This window comes from Flagellimonas profundi (assembly GCF_017313275.1).
GTDB classification, from domain to species: Bacteria; Bacteroidota; Bacteroidia; order Flavobacteriales; family Flavobacteriaceae; genus Flagellimonas; species Flagellimonas profundi.
On record NZ_JAFLNM010000004.1, the window covers coordinates 134,768 to 153,634 of the forward strand.

Genomic DNA, 18,867 nt, shown 5'->3' on the forward strand with positions numbered 1-18,867 from the left:
GGGCGCTTTTTGTTTTATCAAGATTATACATCCATGGAAATGCCCACGGCATCCTTGTAAATAAAATATATTGGGATTTTACTGAACATGGCCGTGAACAAAACTCCTATCAAACATAGGATCAAGCCCAGTTGTGACACCAACCCTGCAACCAATACCAATAAAAAAATCATTAACCAGTTTTTATTGCCCAAAGCAAAACCCGCTTTAACAATGTCCAAGGCCGAGAGCTCCTTGTCAAAGGCAAAAAATGCCGGAAACAGGGACATGGGGACCATCAAATAGATAATTCCAAGACCACAAGCCAGTATCCCCAACAATGATAGTCCCATCATTATCAACGAAAGAATCAATGCCTTGACCAAATATTCCTTAGTAAAAAAATAGAAGTAATCGTCTTTTCCGGATTCATTAAGGTCATATTTTCTACAAATCCTTAAAAAAGCTGCGTTCAAACAAACTCCAATAGTCATAACACCCACAGAAGATATGGGAGCGATCAGGCTCATTAAACCTGCAAAAGCAGGCGGCAACTCTTGTTGGTCAAACGTATTGGGATCGCTTATGTCCATGGCTATCATGGGCAAATAGATCAACAAATAAAAAGGCAAAATGCTTACAAAAGTCAATACGAGCGTAATAAACCCCTGTAACCATACTTTTTTAAAAAGCTCCACGGAATTATTGAACACAGTTCCGAACTCTACTGGTGAACTATGGTTGATTCTATCCGAAATATTGGTGAAATTCATCTTTCAAATTGGTTATGTTTTAAGCTTGAAGGTAACACTAACAGGGGATATCGCAATATATTATTAAAAAATACTGCCATATTGTCACTAAAATGTAATAAGCACTATCTTTGCACCCCATTGAAACATTTATGATAGAGGAAAAGAGCGTGGAAAAAATAATAGACGAAAGCCAACAGGGAAGTACCTTGTCGCTAGAAAATAAGGAAAACAACGGCAGAAAACTGTACATAGAAAGTTATGGCTGCCAAATGAATTTTTCCGATAGCGAAATTGTAGCATCCATTTTGGCCAAGGAAGGTTTCAATACCACCCAAAATTTGGAAGATGCCGATTTGGTTTTGGTAAATACCTGTTCCATCCGGGAAAAGGCCGAACAAACCGTTCGCAAACGTTTGGAAAAGTTCAATGCGGTAAAAAGAACCAAGCCCGATATGAAAGTTGGTGTTTTGGGCTGTATGGCCGAACGCCTGAAGAGCAAGTTCTTGGAAGAGGAAAAAATCGTGGACATGGTAGTAGGACCAGACGCCTACAAAGACCTGCCCAACCTTATCCAAGAAATCGATGAAGGTAGAAATGCCGTTAATGTTATCCTCTCCAAGGATGAGACCTATGGTGATGTGGCACCGGTCCGATTGAACACCAACGGAGTTTCCGCTTTTGTGTCCATTACACGTGGATGCGACAACATGTGCACTTTCTGCGTAGTCCCTTTTACCAGAGGAAGAGAACGAAGCCGTGACCCACAATCCATTTTGGAAGAAGTAAACGACCTTTGGGAAAAAGGATTCAAGGAAATTACCCTTTTGGGTCAAAATGTGGACAGCTACCTTTGGTATGGCGGTGGGTTGAAGAAGGATTTTGACAAGGCCACAGATATGCAAAAAGCCACTTCAGTGAACTTTGCCGGACTATTGGAGCTTGTGGCACAGGCACAACCAAAGATGCGTATCCGTTTTTCCACATCCAACCCTCAAGACATGACTTTGGATGTAATCGAGGCCATGGCCAAATACCAAAACATTTGCAAATATATCCACCTTCCCGTGCAAAGCGGGAGCAACCGGATTTTAAAAGCGATGAACCGCTTGCATACGCGCGAGGAATATTTTGAGTTAATCGATAACATCAAAAAAATAATTCCCGATTGTGCCATCAGTCAGGATATGATAACAGGATTCCCCACGGAAACGGAAGAAGACCATCAGGATACCTTAAGTTTGATGGAATACGTGAAATATGATTTCGGTTTTATGTTCGCCTATTCCGAAAGACCCGGAACATTGGCCGAACGTAAAATGGAGGACGACATTCCTGAAGCCATTAAGAAAAGACGTCTTACGGAAATCATTGAGCTGCAACAAGAACATAGCCATTATCGCACCCAACAGCATTTGGGAAAAATCGAAGAAGTCCTTATCGAGGGAACTTCCAAAAAATCAGATGCCCACTGGATGGGCCGAAATTCACAGAATACTGTTGTAGTCTTTCCAAAGGAAAATTACAAAGTGGGCGATTTTGTGAACGTAAAAATCAACGAATGCACCTCGGCTACTCTTATTGGAGAAGCCATTGAATATTCAAAGAACAATTAATATATGGAGAGTGTTCAATCCATAAAACAACGGTTCGAGCTCATCGGGAACGATGTGAAGCTCAACCGTGCCATAGAAAAAGCAATACAAGTGGCACCCACCGATATTTCGGTATTGGTAACAGGTGAAAGTGGTGTGGGTAAGGAATCCATTCCTAAGATCATACACTCGCTCTCCCACCGAAAGCATGCCAAATACATTGCGGTAAACTGTGGGGCCATTCCCGAAGGAACCATTGACAGTGAGCTGTTCGGACACGAAAAAGGAGCCTTTACAGGAGCCACCCAAACCCGTAGCGGTTATTTTGAAGTAGCTGATGGCGGGACCATTTTCTTGGACGAAGTAGGTGAACTTCCATTGACCACTCAAGTTCGATTGCTGCGTGTATTGGAAAATGGGGAGTTCCTTAAAGTAGGGTCTTCACAGGTACAAAAAACAGATGTAAGAATTGTGGCTGCAACCAACATCAACATGTTTGAGGCCATCAAAAAGGAAAAGTTCAGGGAAGATCTGTACTACCGGTTGAGCACGGTAGAGATTCATTTACCCCCTCTTCGAGATAGAAGGGAAGACATTCACTTGTTGTTCAGAAAATTTGCTTCGGATTTTGGACAGAAATATAAGATGCCCACTATTCGATTGGAGGAGGATGCGGTCAATCTACTATTAAAATACCGTTGGCCAGGGAATATAAGACAGCTCCGAAACATAGCGGAACAAATTTCGGTGTTGGAAGAAAACAGAAGTATTTCCGCCGCAACCCTGAGCAGTTATTTGCCGGATGCAAACAGCTCCAATCTACCTGCTGTGATTGAGCAATCCAGGAAAGAAGGCGACTTCAGCAACGAACGGGAAATTTTGTACAAGGTCCTTTTTGATATGAAAGGCGACCTGAACGACCTTAAAAAATTGACCTTGGAACTTTTAAAGGACAACGACTCCAATAAAGTTCAGCGCGAAAATGAAGGTTTGATCCGTAAAATCTACGGAAACCAACAACAAGAGGAAGATATAGAGCATGAGGAAACCCCAGCCGAATTACTACATCTCCCGGAACCTGTTGTAGAAGCATCAGCGCCTACAACATCACAACAACCTCCGGAAGACAGGTATCATTTCGCAGAGGAAATTGAAGAGGAAGAAACCCTATCTTTACAAGAAAAGGAAATCGAGTTGATCAAAAAATCGCTGGAGCGCAACAAGGGAAAACGAAAAGCTGCAGCCGCAGAACTCGGCATTTCGGAAAGAACGCTCTACAGAAAAATAAAGCAGTACGATCTTTGATCAAGATCAAAAGTTTGAAAACAATGGCGAAAAAACACGGAATAAAGATTGGATTGCTTGGATTGGTACTGTTCCTGCAAAGTTGTGGGGCCTATAACTTTTCTGGTGCCGATATAGGGACAGCCGAGAGTTTCCAGGTCAATTTTTTCCAGAATTATGCGGACCAAACCCCAGGATCCACCATTGTTCCAGGATTGGGAAGGGATTTCACCTTGGCGCTGCAGGATATGATCAATAACCTTACCAGTTTGTCCCTTACAGGAAGTAATGGTGATTTGGTCTATGAAGGAGAAATAGTGGAATACAAAGTAGTACCCATGACGGCAACGGCCGATCAACGTACTGCTCAAAACCGACTTACCATGAGCGTGAATGTCCGGTTTTACAATACCACAAAGGAAGATGCAGATTTTGAAAAACGGTTTTCCTTCTTTTATGATTTTGATGCGGCTGCGTCGTTGCCGTCCATTCAGGCTGCGGCACACGAGGAAATTTTTGAACGACTCACCCAGGACATTTTCAATGCTTCTCTGGGAAATTGGTAGATTATGAACGTTTCGGATTTCATACACATTCTTCAAAACTCAAATACCATCCTGTCTCCCAATCAAACCAGGGAATTGGAAGGCATTATTGAGGAATACCCCTATTTTCAAGCAGCTCGCGCCCTGCATTTAAAGGGACTTAAAAATCTGGACAGCTATAAGTACAACAGTGCTTTAAAGGTAACTGCTGCCCACACGGCGGACAGGGATGTTCTTTTTGATTACATCACCTCAAAAGAATTCATCCAGAACAATATTGCGGATACCATTGCTGGCAGGGGGGCCAAACTGGAAGACCAAGAAGCCGTTTCCGAAGAAATTCAGCCCAACCCGAATGCAGCAAGTATGCTTTCGGAATCCAACGAACCTGCATTGCCTCAGAATTTAAACGATGCCGAGCAAATTCTCAACCCGGAACTTTTCGAATCGCGAACACAGGAAAAGGAAACAGAGAAAGAAACGGAAGACATAAAAGAATCGGAAACCGATCTAAACCTTGGCAAGCCGATTCCGTTCACAAAAAAGGAAAAGCATTCCTTTACCGAATGGCTCCAATTGACCTCCCATACCGAAGAACCCGAGAACAACCAGGGATCGGAAGCCTTAGAGGAGCTGGAGCGGAAGAAAAAATTCGAACTTTTGGACAAGTTCATCGAAAACAACCCCAAGATAGTTCCAAAGGAAACCAACCCAAAAGTCAATATAAAAGAGTCTACCAAAATCGACAAAAACGAGTTGATGACCGAGACTTTGGCCAAGGTCTATTTGGAGCAGAAAAAGTATAAAAAAGCCATTCAAGCGTTTAAAATATTGAGTTTGAAATATCCAGAAAAAAGTGGTTTCTTTGCAGACCAAATTCAGGCGGTGAAGAAGCTGCAGAAAGAAAAAGATAAGAAATGAGCACGTTTACAATTTTTTTGGTACTGATAATTATCGTGTGCCTTTTGTTGGTCTTGGTCATTATGGTCCAAAACCCAAAAGGAGGTGGTTTATCCTCATCCTTCGGGGGAAGCGGAAACCAAGTTGTTGGTGGCGTAAAGAAGACGGGGGACTTTTTGGACAAGAGTACTTGGACCCTTGCAACCCTTTTGATTGTTTTGATATTGCTTTCCAATGTTTCCCTAAAAGGAAACTATAGCCAAGCAGATTCCAAACTACTTCAAGGTGACGATACAGAAGTACCTGAAACGGTTCCAGAGGAAGTACCGGAACAACTTCCACCAGCCGACACTACAAGTCCAGTAGATACTATTGGATAATAAAAAGTGACAAAGCATAGAAAAATGCCAGCTTGAAATGACAAGCTGGCATTTTTGTTTCCCAGAATGTCAGTTTTTGTCCATTGGCACAATTTCTGTCCATTAGATACAAGAATTTTTAAAACAAACACCTAAAAATTAAAAATATGGCTAAAGTAAATATCAAACCATTGGCAGACAGGGTTTTGATCGAGCCGCTACAGGCCGAGACCAAAACTGCCTCCGGTATCATCATTCCGGACAACGCAAAAGAAAAACCACAAAAGGGAACTGTTGTGGCCGTTGGACCTGGAACCAAGGACGAAAAAATCACCGTAAAAGTTGGTGATACCGTTCTTTATGGAAAATATGCCGGTACCGAACTTAAATTCGATGGTACCGACTATTTGATGATGCGCGAAAGCGATATTTTGGCAATAGTGTAACCAATATGTCATTCCCGCAAAAGCGGGAATCCATCAAAAACTTAAAAGTATAACCAAAAGATTCCTGCCTCCGCAGGAATGACAAAACGAGAAAACAAAATGGCAAAAGATATTAAGTTTGATATAGATGCACGTGACGGTCTGAAAAGAGGCGTTGATAAATTGGCCGAGGCCGTTAAGGTAACCTTGGGCCCAAAAGGTAGAAACGTAATCATCAGCAAGTCCTTTGGAGCACCACAAGTAACCAAAGATGGTGTATCTGTTGCAAAAGAAATTGAATTGGAAGACGCCCTTGAAGATATGGGTGCACAAATGGTGAAGGAAGTTGCTTCCAAAACCAACGACCAAGCAGGTGACGGTACCACTACCGCAACTGTTTTGGCCCAAGCCATCGTAAAAGAAGGTCTTAAAAACGTTGCCGCAGGGGCAAATCCCATGGATTTGAAACGCGGAATCGACAAAGCCGTAGAAGCTTTGGTGGCCGACTTGGAAAAACAAACCAAAGAAGTTGGCAACAACTCTGACAAAATCAAGCAGGTAGCTTCCATATCCGCAAACAACGATCAAACCATTGGCGATCTTATCGCAAAAGCATTTGATAAAGTTGGAAAAGAGGGTGTTATCACCGTAGAAGAAGCAAAAGGTACGGATACTTACGTTGATGTGGTTGAAGGTATGCAATTTGACAGAGGGTACCTCTCTCCTTACTTCGTGACCGATACCGATAAAATGATCGCTGATTTGGAGAACCCTTACATTCTTCTTTTTGACAAGAAAATCTCCAACCTACAGGAAATCCTTCCTATCCTTGAGCCAGTAGCGCAATCAGGAAGACCTCTTTTGATTATTGCCGAAGACGTGGAAGGACAAGCCCTTGCCACATTGGTAGTAAACAAATTGAGAGGTGGCCTTAAGATTGCCGCTGTAAAAGCTCCAGGTTTTGGCGATAGAAGAAAAGCCATGTTGGAAGATATTGCAATCCTTACTGGTGGTACCGTAATCTCTGAAGAAAGAGGATTCTCTTTGGAAAATGCTTCTTTGGATATGTTGGGTACTGCTGAGACCGTGACGATTGACAAGGACAATACTACCATTGTCAACGGTAACGGAAATGCAGATGACATTAAGGCTAGAGTAAGCCAGATCAAAGCTCAAATCGAGACCACAACATCCGATTACGATAAAGAAAAACTTCAGGAACGTTTGGCCAAATTGGCCGGTGGTGTCGCCGTACTCTACGTAGGTGCTGCTTCCGAAGTGGAAATGAAAGAGAAGAAAGACCGTGTGGACGATGCCTTGCACGCAACCCGTGCCGCTGTTGAAGAAGGTATTGTTGCAGGTGGAGGTGTTGCCTTGGTAAGAGCCAAAAAAGTTCTTGAGAAATTGGCAACCGACTCATTGGATGAAACTACAGGTGTACAGATCGTGGCCAAAGCCATTGAAGCTCCTTTGCGTACTATCGTAGAGAATGCAGGTGGCGAAGGTTCCGTAGTGATTGCCAAAGTACTTGAAGGCAAAAAAGACTTCGGTTACGATGCCAAGTCCGATCAATATGTGGACATGCTTAAAACTGGAATCATCGATCCTAAAAAAGTGACCCGTATTGCTTTGGAAAACGCTGCTTCGGTTTCAGGAATGATCTTGACCACAGAGTGTGCATTGACCGACATTAAGGAAGATGCCCCAGCTATGCCTCCAATGGGAGGTGGCGGTGGAATGCCAGGCATGATGTAATAAAAAATCTTATTCGGATTTAAATAGGAACGCCCCGATTTGCATCGGGGCGTTTTCTTTTTCTTATCAGTTGCATGGTTCCGCTCAGAGAACCGATATCCAAGTTACTTCTTCTTTCCAGTAGCTTGGGCAGTCTTCTTGGCAACAGGCTTTACAGCTTTTGCAGGAGATGACTTTCCGTTTGACTTTGCTTGTTTCATCAGTCAACAATTTAAAAACTGAAGTAAATGTATTTCAGATTTGAATCCGTAGATTTTATTTGGCTAAATATTAACTAAAATAAAAATCAATCAATAGTACCCACCACACTTCCACAGGTGAGCATGGCATCTCCATAATACGGATTTCGTATTTTTTCTTCGAGGCTGAGCCAATTGGCCCCTTTATCATTATTTGCCATAGGGCAGTGTTGCACATAAAGTTTTGTATCCAAACTTTGCATTTGTTGCCCTATTTGAATCATATTCTGGGAAAGGAGAACAAATCCTCCACGTTGGCCATCCAGATCCTCTTTTGAAGCCATATCCGTAAGTTGTTCCGCTAATTTGGACATATGGGTCTTTCCCATGTCATCCATTGGCATATCAATTATTTCTGAAGCCATTCCAGCTCCTTTTTGTGCCAATTTTTGCGTTTGCTCCCGATTTGATGTCACCAAAGCATCCTTCAAGTTCAAATATACTTCCAACAAATCTGCAAACTCGTCCTGTACTTCTTGAGAGAACTCCATTTTCATAGTACTGCCCATGCTTGAATGACCTTCATGACCCATTTGCATTTCTTCTCCCTCTTGGTTCATCATGGATTTCTTTCCTTGCAATTGGGCTGCTGCATCTACCGTAAAAGTACCTTTCGCAACTACCAAATCTCCAGATTTTAATCCGGAATTGACCACATAACTTCCATTTCTTAAGTTACCAAGCTGCACTTCACGCATTTCAAAAATGGAGTTGTTGGCATCTGGCTGCACATAGACCAAGGAGCGTTTTCCAGTCCATAAAACCGCACTTTCGGGAATGGTCAACGATTCATCTTGAGCATTTGAAACCTCAACTTCCGCTTGCACGAACATGCCCGGTTTAAGCAAACCTTTTTTATTGTCAAGCTCTGCACGAACTTCCAAAGTTCTTGTATCCTTGTTCAGTGTAGGAGCAACAAAGGAAACTTGTGCTCGAAATACTTCATTGGGATACGATGTTGTCGTTACGTTCAGCATCTGTCCTTCGTTAAACAAACTCAATTGGTTTTCATAAGCATCAAAAATGGCCCAAACGGTATTTAAATTAGCAACTTTCACCAAAGGTGAACCGGTTTTTATATAATCACCTTCCTCCACCATAATCTCGGAAACCACCCCTCCGACATTCGCGTATACCGGAAAGTTTTCCTGTACCTTTCCCGAACTCTCGATTTGGTCGATCTGGGCATCGGTCAACTTCCACAACTTTAATTTGTTGCGGACTGCTTTGTACAATTGGGATTGGGACTCCTTTAAATTGGCTGCCGTCAGTAATTCTTGTTGTGCAGAAACCAAGGACGGTGCGTAAATAGTGGCCAACTTTTGACCTTTTCTGACCTCTTCACCTTCAAAATTGACAAAGATGTTTTCGATTCTGCCATCAAAATAGGCTGATTGAACCGCATCAGATTTCTGATTGACCGTTACTTTACCAGAAACCTTGATGCTTTCTTCACCATCTGCAGCAGCACCTACTTGAACTGTCTCTACCCCTGCCAATACCATGGCATTCTCGGACATTTTAATTTGATTCGCCATGAGTCCCTCCTCCGCACTATCCGCTGGGATCAGGTCCATTCCACAAATTGGGCAAGAGCCCGGCTCTGGTTGCATGATCTGCGGATGCATGGAACAGGTCCACATTTCGCCCGAAGCTGTTTCGGCGCTGTGATCATGTTCTGTTTCGTTGGTAACATTAGAGTGGCCTCCAAATATGAGATAACCGACCAACAATCCGACCACTACGGCAATTCCTATGTATATGATGTTTTCCTTTTTCATAACGCTATTTTTTTCGTTTAACGACTTTCCTCACCGTTGGTGACGAGGTAAACCAAAGTAAAAATCCGCTCAACACGGTGATCAGCCCCAAAAGCGAAAAGGCCCGGAGCACGGTGGTATTAAAATCATCCCTACTTTCATAATCCATTGTATGGGTCATCCAAAGAAAATCGAACCACCGCCAGTCGCGATGCCTTACGGTTTGAAAAGACCCATCGGCCACCGAAACGTAGGCCTTGATATTTTCGGGGGAATCGTAGGTGATCACATAAGCGGGCAACTTCCTTTCCCGATACTCGTGATGCTTATCGGTCTCATCAATCACCTCAACGCCTTTTACCTTTAATTCAGGTGACATTTCGCGTTCTGCCACGGCCAATGCTTCTGCTTCGGTAATCCCCTCTTTATGGTCTCCTGTTTTGGCATCCACCAAATATTCGTTATTGATCCAGTAATAAGGCTGTCCTGCAATCTCCTTTAAGCTCAACGAACTGATTTTATCGGGCAAATTGATTTGGGAAAACCCGATAAGCCCATCAAAAGCAGCGGGTTCATGATCCATGTTTCTAAAATGGTCTCCATGGATCTCATCAATATCGGTCCAGCTAAAATATAATCCACTGGCTGTCCACATGATGAATTGTATGCCCAAAAATATTCCCAAATACCTATGGGCCTTTCTAATTTTAACCGCTGTTGTCCGTTTTACCATATTGTTTTAGTCGATTGATTTAGTTCGTAATCTTAATGCATTGGCTATTACCGATACCGAGCTAAAGCTCATGGCCAAGGCAGCGATCATAGGTGAGAGCAAAATCCCAAAGAAGGGATAAAGCACTCCAGCTGCAACCGGCACTCCGATGGTGTTGTATATCAATGCAAAAAATAGATTTTGTTTTATGTTTTTCATGACGGCCTCACTGAGGTTACGTGCTTTTACAATTCCATGAAGGTCTCCTTTTACCAAAGTGATCATGGCGCTTTCAATAGCCACATCGGTTCCGGTTCCCATGGCAATACCCAGGTCACTTTTGGCCAATGCGGGAGCATCGTTTATTCCATCTCCTGCCATGGCAACTACTTTGCCCTCTCCTTGCAAGCGCTCTACCTCTTTCATTTTGTCCTCAGGTAGGGTCTCCGCTTTAAAATCGTTCAAATGCAGTTCGCTGGCTACAGCTCGTGCCGTGGTCGCATTATCTCCGGTGAGCATGATTACCGCTATACCCTTATCCTGTATCGCTTTGATTGCCTTACCACTGGTCTCCTTGATTTTATCTCCAATGGCCACAAAACCATGACAGATGCCATCAACGGCCAAGTAAGAAACCGTTTTTCCCTCTTCTTGTGCTTTTTTCACCTTTTCCTTCATCTGATCGGAAATCTCCACTTTGGCTTTTTCCATCAACTTGATGTTCCCCAAAAGAATTTCAGAATTCTTGACTTTGCCTTCAACACCCATACCGGTAACGGCATTGAAAGCCTCCGTTTTTAGAATTTGAATGTTTTTTTCCTTACCGTACTTTACAGTAGCCTGAGCCAAGGGATGTTCGCTATTGGTATTTACAGATACCAAGTATTGCAGTAGATCTTCTTTTGAATACTCATCAGAAAAGGTTTCCAAATGGTCAAAAGTGGGCTTACCTTCGGTAATGGTTCCTGTTTTATCAATGATCAAGGTGTCCACATCGGCCATTTTCTCCAGAGCTTCTGCGTTTTTGATCAGCACACCATTTTGGGCACCTTTCCCAACCCCGACCATCACCGACATGGGTGTCGCCAAACCAAGTGCACAGGGACAGGCTATGATCAGAACCGCGATGGCATTGATCAAGGCGTAAACATAGGTGGGCTGAGGACCCCAAATGGCCCAAACGGCGAAAGTCAAGATGGAAACAACGACCACCGTTGGCACAAAATAGGCCGATACCCTATCCGCCAAATTCTGAATGGGTGCTCGACTTCTACTGGCTTCGTTTACCATATTGATGATTTGCGACAGCAGGGTATCACTACCTACTTTTTCGGCCTTCATCAAAAACGTTTGATTCCCATTAATGGTACCGCTGCTTACTGTATCTTCAACTCCTTTTTCAACAGGAATGGGCTCGCCCGTGATCATGGATTCATCCACGGAAGTTTCTCCCTCGGTAATGATTCCATCCACAGGAATTTTTTCTCCAGGTTTTACACGGAGGATATCATCCTTTTCAATATCATCAATACTTACCTCTACTTCTTCACCATCTACCACCTTGACAGCTTTATTGGGAGCCAATTTCAACAATTCCTTAACGGCATTATTGGTTTTGCTGTGCGCCCTCGCTTCCAGTAATTGTCCCAAAAGCACCAAGGTTAGGATTACGGTCGCCGCCTCAAAATAAACATGTACCGCCCCGGATTCACCTTTAAATTGATCAGGGAAGAATCCTGGAAACAACAATCCCAACACGCTGAACACAAATGCAACACCGGCCCCAATACCAATCAATGTAAACATGTTCAGATTCCATGTTTTGATGCTTCGATAAGCTCTTTCAAAGAACATCCAAGTAGCATAAAAAACTACAGGGATCGATAGTCCAAACTGCACCCAATTCCAATATTTTGGAGCCATTACATCATGCAATGGATTGTTGGTCAACATATCGCTCATGGCAATAAGAAAGATGGGCAAAGTAAAAGCTACCGCCAACCAAAATTTCTTGAGCAGTTTTTTATATGTTTTCTCTTCCGCACTGGCTTCTGGTTCTTTGGGTACCAGATCCATTCCACAAATAGGGCATGAACCCGGGCCATCCTCCACAACTTCGGGGTGCATGGGGCATGTCCATTGCTGTTTGGAGCTTGCAGAGGTGTTTTGTTCCTCTATCAAATCCATCCCACAAACCGGACAGTCGCCAGGCTTGTCATATGTTTTATCTCCCTCGCATTGCATAGGACAGTAAAAGGTGCCATTCCCGTTGGAAACAGGCTTTTTTTCCTTCTTCTTCGGTTTATGATGGTGTCCTCCGTTCGCATGAATAGTGTATCCGCCCCCATCACTTTCCAGCGCTTCTTCAAACCTTTGGATCGGGATATGTTCCTCCATCTGGATTACGGCCTCGGCTTTTTCCAGACTTACCTCGACAGCATTGACCCCTTCCACTTTGGAAAGTGTTTCCTCTACATGACTTCTACAGCCATTACAGCTCATTCCGTGTATGTGATAGGTATGTTTCATCTTGTTTGTTTTTTGTTCAAAACTAGCTGAAAACCAGTCAAAAGCCTTTTACAATTCTGGATGTCTTTTATACAATTTCATCCAAGGGCTTCCGATTCCAATCTTGTACTTTTCGATATTCGCTCATGGACATTCCCGTTATCGATTTAAATTGTTTGGCCAAATGGCTGCTGCTTTTATAATTCAAATCGTAAGCGATTTCCGAAAATGTTTTGCTTTCCATCTGGATTTCTTCCTTTACCCTTTCAATTTTTAAAAGGATGAAATACTTTTCGATGGTAAGGCCTTCTTTAGCACTGAACATCTTACTGAGTGCCGAATAATCCTTGTTCATTTTTCCTGATAGGTATGTCGAGAGATTCTGGCGCAAATCATCGTTCACGGCATTGATCAAGTGTTTTTTAACATCAGTAATATAACTGTCATTTACATCCTCGATCAATTCAAAACCATTTTTGACCAAAATCTCCCGAATACGCTCGATTTGTTCTTGGGCCCCATCAGAAAATTGGACTTCTCCCAAGTCCATATGTACCACCTCAATGCCAGCATTCCGAAACTCTTGTTTCAAAACACCTTTACACCTGTCGCAAACCATATTTTTCACTTTGATGCGCATTGCTGGTACAATTCTAACTTAATTAATTATGGGTATGTCCGTCTGCCATATGCTCCTCGTTCAACACATAGGTCATCCCGCAAACTGGGCATTTACCCTCTTCATCGCTTCCACTACCCTCACAATGCATTGGGCAAACATATTTAGAGGTATACTCCTTGCCTTCCATTTTGGCAGTTTCCATGCCCTCCATATCATGGCCTTCATGATCCATGCTATCCATGTCGTGGTCCATGTTTTCCATGTCATGGCCTTCGTGTTCCATGGTCGCTTCGGTAGATGTATCCTTTGCTTCCTCGGTTTTTCCCTTGCACGATACGGTAAGTACCAATACTGAAGCAACTGCGATTCCGATAATTGTTCTAATGTTTGTTCTCATTTTTGACATATTAAATTTACTTGTTAATTAAATAATTGATGATGGCAGATTGCAGGTAATACAACTGCACTGATTGTATTTGATTCGTCTGGAACTTTAGCTGCAACTCCTGAATGTCCAGCACATCGTTAAAATCGATGGTTCCCGTTTCATAGTTTTTGATCAGGATTTCTTCGGCATCCTTGGCCTGTTTCAGGTTTTTAGTTTGGGTTTGATGGGCAATACGTGCCTGGTTTCTTTTCGAAACTGCATCGGCATAGGCATTTTCCAATACATTCAACCGCTCTTCTTTTTGAAGTTCTATTTCCTTGTGACGAAGCTCGTTCTGCTTGGTAATAGACTTGAACTTGTTATTGAAAATGGGGATGGAAAAAGTTACCATCGGCATTACAATATCCTTTCCATTATCGCTAAAAACCATATCGTCGCGTTCCGAAACAGGGATATAATCGAGCCCGATTCCAAAACTCGGGGCATTCTCCTTTTGGTTGAGCAATTCCGATTGCGTTACCGATTCGTACAATTGGTCGTACTTGAGCAGTTCTGGATTAAGACTCAAATCTTCCCTGTCAAGAATAGGGTCGCTCTCGGGAACGTCCATATTGTTGACTACCTCAACTCCAATACTTTCATCACGATTCAACAAATTGTTGAAAATGGCCTGCTCAGCCAAGTAGGATTGTTCCAACACTTCTTTCTGCTGCTGCAGTTCGTTTTGGCGAATTTGGAGTCTCAAAACATCCACGGCCGATGCCTTTCCAACTTCCACAGAGGTCAGGGCCAAGGTCTCATAGGTTTTGAGCAGATCAATATTTTCCACTAATACTTTTTGTTTGGCCCGAATCCCGTACAATTTATAGTAGGACTGTGCTACGGAAAGGGCCAACTTTCGTTTGGCTATCACAATTTCCGCGAATTCAGTGTCCGCCATGGAGCTGGCATAATTTTCACGGGTTGTAATGGTTCCGAACCAGGGCAACATCTGAGATACTGAAAACTTGGCTCGCTGCGCCCCTGTTCTGGTCTCAGGTTCACTGATAAAATATCCAGCTCCAATAGTGGTATTGGGCAAGGTGTTTACCTCGTTTACCTTTTCTTTGGCAATATTATAGCGCAATTCCAAGGCCTGAATCATGGGACTGTTCAATTCCGCTTCCTCAAGATAACTCTCCAAGGACTGGGCATTCACGCCAATAGTCGTTAAAACGAATACTATATAAATGAAGCTTTTTCTCATCGGTTTTGCATTTTAAGTTGCAATTCACTTTTCCAACTGTACAGCACTGGTACCACAAACAATGTGACTAATGCAATCAACATACCCCCAAAGCTTGGAATGGCCATGGGTATCATAATGTCGCTTCCCCTACCTGTACTGGTAAGCACGGGCAATAGCGCTAAAATTGTAGTCGCCGTGGTCATCAAACAAGGTCTGATTCGTTTTTGACCTGCTTCCAAAACCGAAGCATGAATACCTTTCAAGTTGTCGGGTCGGTTCTTATCAAAAGTTTGGGTAAGATATGTAGCCATCACTACCCCATCATCCGTGGCAATACCGAACAGCGCAATAAATCCTACCCATACCGCCACACTCAGGTTGATAGTGTGCATTTGAAAAAGGTCCCTCAGGTTTTCACCCATAAAACTAAAGTTGAGGAACCAATCCTGACCGTAGAACCATATCATTAAAAATCCGCCGGCAAATGCTACCATAATCCCAGAAAACACCATCAAGGATGTGGCAACCGACCTAAACTGGAAGTAGAGAATCAAGAATATGATCAACAATGCCAATGGAACCACCACGGACAAGGTTTTCTTGGCCCGCAACTGGTTTTCATACGAGCCCGTAAACTGGTAGCTGATGCCTTTGGGCACCGTCAATTGCCCGCTTTCAATCTTTTCCAGGATCTTGGCCTGTGCATTTTCGACCACGTCCACTTCAGCATAGCCGTCTTGTTTATCGAACAGCACGTAGCCCACTAAAAAGGTATCCTCACTTTTAATGGCTTGCGGTCCTTGCTCGTATCGGATGGTTACCAATTCGCTCAACGGCACCGGACTGCCTTTTTGCACTGGAACATAAATGTTTCCGATATCGGTGGGATTCTCCCGAAGCTCCCTTGGGTAGCGCACGCGAACACTGTAGCGCTCCCTTCCTTCAACGGTTTGGGTCAGCGTCTTCCCGCCAAGGGCAACCTCCAGAATTTGCTGGACATCTTCTATCACTAGACCGTAGCGAACAAGTTTTTCGCGATCAATATCGATAAGGAGATAGGGCTTGCCAACGATTCGGTCGGCAAAAACCGCTTCATCTTTTACCCCGGCAGCTTCTTTTAAAATGGGTTCCAATTGAAGTCCAAAGTTTTCGATTTCCTTTAAATCCTGACCTTTCACTTTAATGCCCATGGGAGCTCGCATCCCGGTTTGAAGCATTACCAAACGCGTTTCAATTGGTTGTAATTTGGGAGCTGAAGTAACCCCGGGCAACTTGGTAACTTTCACTATTTCGTTCCAAATATCGTCTGGACGCTCTATTTCCGGACGCCAGTTTCTAAAGTATTCACCGTCTTCATCCGGAATCAAAAGGTCCCTATCTATTCGTAATGGTTCGCTCACATGGTTTTCGGCATAGTTCTGCTCATTGCTTACTTCTAAATTTGGATTGGCGAGCACTTTTCCGTTGCTCAACTCAAAATAACCATCCGTATTTACCTTGAATCGCTGCGGACTTCCCGCTTCATTTTTTTGATACTCCGACCTGTATTGTATAATGTTCTCGTACATGGAAAGGGGTGCTGGATCTAAAGCGGATTCCGTTCTACCCGCTTTTCCTACCACGGTTTGAATCTCGGGAATGGTGGCAACAGCCATATCTAGCTGCTGCAGGACCCGTTTGTTTTCTTCCACCCCGGCATGTGGCAGTGAAGTGGGCATCAATAAGAAGGAACCTTCATTTAAGGAAGGCATGAACTCTTGGCCCGTGTTCCGCATGATCATAAATCCGAAGACCACAATTACGGTAGGAATGGAAAGGAACAGTAATTTGTTTTCCAAGGCCCAGGTCAAAATACGACCGTAATATTGTCTAAAGAGGTAAAATACGCCCAATAGACCACCACATATCAACCCAACAAAAAACAGATTTATACCAATACTCCGATCAAAGCCCAACGGTCTCCAATAAGCGGCCAACAAGAAAATAATCGTAACAACACAAATACCCACATTGAGCATTCCTGCCCATTTTTCATCAATAACCTCTCTCCATTTTAGGATTCCCGAAACACCAAAGGCGATCAAGGCCAAGCCCAACCAATATCCGAAAGCGATGGCCGCCAACCCCAAGGCGATCAAAAGACCGTTCCAAATGTATTTGAAAATTTGATTTACACTTTTCTTTCTAAAAATTGCAGCTGCAAAAGGTGGGATCAAAAAGAGGGCAACGATTATGGAAGCCGTCAATGCCATGGTTTTAGTAAAGGCCAGGGGTCGGAAGAGCTTTCCTTCGGCCCCCACCATGGTAAACACAGGAATAAAACTGATGATGGTAGTCAGCACCGCAGTCAAAATAGCGCCTGACACCTCGGAAGTCGCATTATAGACCACTTCATTGGTCGACAAGCTTGCATCGTTCTCATCCATATGACGAATAATGTTCTCCGAGAGAATCACCCCAACATCTACCATGGTTCCAATTGCAATGGCGATACCTGATAGTGCTACGATATTGGCCTCTACCCCGAACATTTTCATAGCGATGAACACCATGAGCACTGCAACGGGCAGCAGTCCAGAAATCAAAACGGAGGCCCTAAGATTAAATACCATGACCACAATCACCAAAATGGTGATCAGAATTTCAAGGGTCAAGGCTTCATTGAGTGTTCCAAGTGTTTCTTGGATAAGTTCGGTTCTATCGTAAAAAGGTACAATGGTGAGCTGTGAAGTGGTTCCATCCTTTAATTCTTTGGAAGGTAGTCCTGCACTCAGCTCCTTTATTTGTTCTTTTACGTTATTGATGACTTCCAACGGATTGGCGCCATAACGGGCTACAACCACACCGCCTACCACTTCGGCACCCTCCTTGTCCAGAATCCCACGGCGAACAGCTGGCCCCAAAGAAACCCGGGCCACATCCTGAACGCGAATGGAAGTATAGTCTGTTGCAGTAACTACAGCATTTTTTATATCGTCCAAAGATTTAATGTAGCCAAGCCCACGCACCAAATATTCGGCTTTATTGATTTCCAAGGTCTGTGCACCAATATCCCGATTGCTCTGTTTTACGGCTTTCACCACTTGATCCAAACCAACATTGTACTGTTTCATCAGTTCGGGGTCCACATCCACTTGGTATTCCTGAACAAAACCTCCGATGGATGCCACTTCGGATACACCGGATGCAGAAGAAAGAGCGTATTTTACATAGTAATCCTGTACACTACGAAGTTCCTGCAAATCCCATCCTCCAGTCACATTGCCTTCTTTATCGCGACCTTCCAGCGTATACCAGAAAATCTGTCCCAAAGCCGTGGCATCGGGTCCCAAAGCAGGGTTTACACCATTTGGCAACAAGTTATTGGGAAGCGAATTGAGTTTTTCCAAAATACGGCTTCGACTCCAGTAGAATTCCACATCCTCCTCAAAAATGATGTATATGCTGGAAAAACCGAACATAGAAGAACTTCGAATGGTCTTGACCCCTGGAATGCCCAATAACGAAGTGGTCAACGGATAGGTGATCTGATCTTCTATATCTTGTGGAGAACGACCTGGCCACTTGGTAAAAACAATTTGTTGGTTTTCGCCAATATCGGGAATTGCATCCACGGCAACGGGGTTACTGGGCAAAATGCCGCCAGTATCCCAATTAAAAGGAGTACTAACAATACCCCATGCCATAAAAAATAGCAGGAGCAGCACAGCTACCAATTTGTTCTCTATTAAAAATTTGATGCTCTTGTTCAGCATAAAGGTTTGATTTAAACATTAGATCAATACAAAACGCGCATAAATGCAGACGCCCGACCAA

General features: G+C 43.4%; 15 protein-coding genes. 7 read left to right on the top strand and 8 right to left on the bottom strand.

Features of this window, described 5'->3' with window-relative positions:
* Window positions 1-23: 23 nt before the first annotated feature.
* Window positions 24-752 carry a hypothetical protein gene (locus J0654_RS15800; RefSeq protein WP_207030086.1) on the bottom strand — a complete coding sequence of 243 codons (729 nt, stop codon included), beginning with the start codon at window positions 750-752 and terminating at the stop codon, window positions 24-26.
* A 149-nt stretch (window positions 753-901) separates the two neighbouring features.
* Here J0654_RS15800 and miaB point away from each other — a divergent pair, with 149 nt between their 5' ends.
* From miaB to groL, 7 genes are all read left to right on the top strand, one after another.
* The gene (gene miaB / locus J0654_RS15805; RefSeq protein ID WP_207030230.1) at window positions 902-2,347 is read left to right on the top strand and encodes a tRNA (N6-isopentenyl adenosine(37)-C2)-methylthiotransferase MiaB; all 1,446 of its coding nucleotides are present in this window, start codon (window positions 902-904) and stop codon (window positions 2,345-2,347) included.
* Between the two features lie 3 nt (window positions 2,348-2,350).
* Window positions 2,351-3,631, top strand: a complete 1,281-nt coding sequence (locus tag J0654_RS15810; RefSeq protein WP_207030087.1) for a sigma-54 interaction domain-containing protein — start codon at window positions 2,351-2,353, stop codon at window positions 3,629-3,631.
* A 23-nt stretch (window positions 3,632-3,654) separates the two neighbouring features.
* Window positions 3,655-4,176, top strand: a complete 522-nt coding sequence (locus J0654_RS15815; protein WP_207030088.1) for an LptE family protein — start codon at window positions 3,655-3,657, stop codon at window positions 4,174-4,176.
* 3 nt (window positions 4,177-4,179) lie between these two features.
* A complete protein-coding gene (locus J0654_RS15820) occupies window positions 4,180-5,076 on the top strand; it encodes a hypothetical protein (protein ID WP_207030089.1) in 897 nt (298 codons plus the stop codon).
* The gene (gene secG, locus J0654_RS15825; RefSeq protein ID WP_207030090.1) at window positions 5,073-5,435 is read left to right on the top strand and encodes a preprotein translocase subunit SecG; all 363 of its coding nucleotides are present in this window, start codon (window positions 5,073-5,075) and stop codon (window positions 5,433-5,435) included. The genes J0654_RS15820 and secG overlap by 4 nt, the downstream gene beginning before the upstream one ends.
* Before the next feature lie 146 nt (window positions 5,436-5,581).
* Window positions 5,582-5,860: a co-chaperone GroES gene (locus J0654_RS15830; RefSeq protein ID WP_207030091.1), complete on the top strand. Its 279-nt coding sequence runs from the start codon at window positions 5,582-5,584 to the stop codon at window positions 5,858-5,860.
* A 99-nt stretch (window positions 5,861-5,959) separates the two neighbouring features.
* The gene (gene groL, locus J0654_RS15835; RefSeq protein WP_207030092.1) at window positions 5,960-7,594 is read left to right on the top strand and encodes a chaperonin GroEL; all 1,635 of its coding nucleotides are present in this window, start codon (window positions 5,960-5,962) and stop codon (window positions 7,592-7,594) included.
* Window positions 7,595-7,880: 286 nt separating this feature from the next.
* Here groL and J0654_RS15840 read toward each other — a convergent pair whose 3' ends face one another.
* The 7 genes from J0654_RS15840 to J0654_RS15870 all read right to left on the bottom strand — a co-directional run bounded on the left by J0654_RS15840 (window position 7,881) and on the right by J0654_RS15870 (window position 18,806).
* On the bottom strand, window positions 7,881-9,614 hold the full coding sequence (locus J0654_RS15840) for an efflux RND transporter periplasmic adaptor subunit (RefSeq protein WP_207030093.1): 1,734 nt from the start codon (window positions 9,612-9,614) through the stop codon (window positions 7,881-7,883).
* Window positions 9,615-9,618: 4 nt separating this feature from the next.
* On the bottom strand, window positions 9,619-10,326 hold the full coding sequence (locus J0654_RS15845; RefSeq protein ID WP_207030094.1) for a hypothetical protein: 708 nt from the start codon (window positions 10,324-10,326) through the stop codon (window positions 9,619-9,621).
* A 6-nt stretch (window positions 10,327-10,332) separates the two neighbouring features.
* A complete protein-coding gene (locus J0654_RS15850) occupies window positions 10,333-12,834 on the bottom strand; it encodes a heavy metal translocating P-type ATPase (RefSeq protein WP_207030095.1) in 2,502 nt (833 codons plus the stop codon).
* 67 nt (window positions 12,835-12,901) lie between these two features.
* Window positions 12,902-13,453: a helix-turn-helix domain-containing protein gene (locus tag J0654_RS15855; protein ID WP_207030096.1), complete on the bottom strand. Its 552-nt coding sequence runs from the start codon at window positions 13,451-13,453 to the stop codon at window positions 12,902-12,904.
* Window positions 13,454-13,475: 22 nt separating this feature from the next.
* Entirely contained in the window at window positions 13,476-13,832 is a 357-nt protein-coding gene (locus J0654_RS15860) for a heavy metal-binding domain-containing protein (protein WP_207030097.1), read from the bottom strand.
* Between the two features lie 16 nt (window positions 13,833-13,848).
* Window positions 13,849-15,069: a TolC family protein gene (locus J0654_RS15865; RefSeq protein ID WP_207030098.1), complete on the bottom strand. Its 1,221-nt coding sequence runs from the start codon at window positions 15,067-15,069 to the stop codon at window positions 13,849-13,851.
* Window positions 15,066-18,806, bottom strand: a complete 3,741-nt coding sequence (locus J0654_RS15870) for an efflux RND transporter permease subunit (protein ID WP_207030099.1) — start codon at window positions 18,804-18,806, stop codon at window positions 15,066-15,068. The genes J0654_RS15865 and J0654_RS15870 overlap by 4 nt, the downstream gene beginning before the upstream one ends.
* Between the last annotated feature and the right edge of the window lie 61 nt (window positions 18,807-18,867).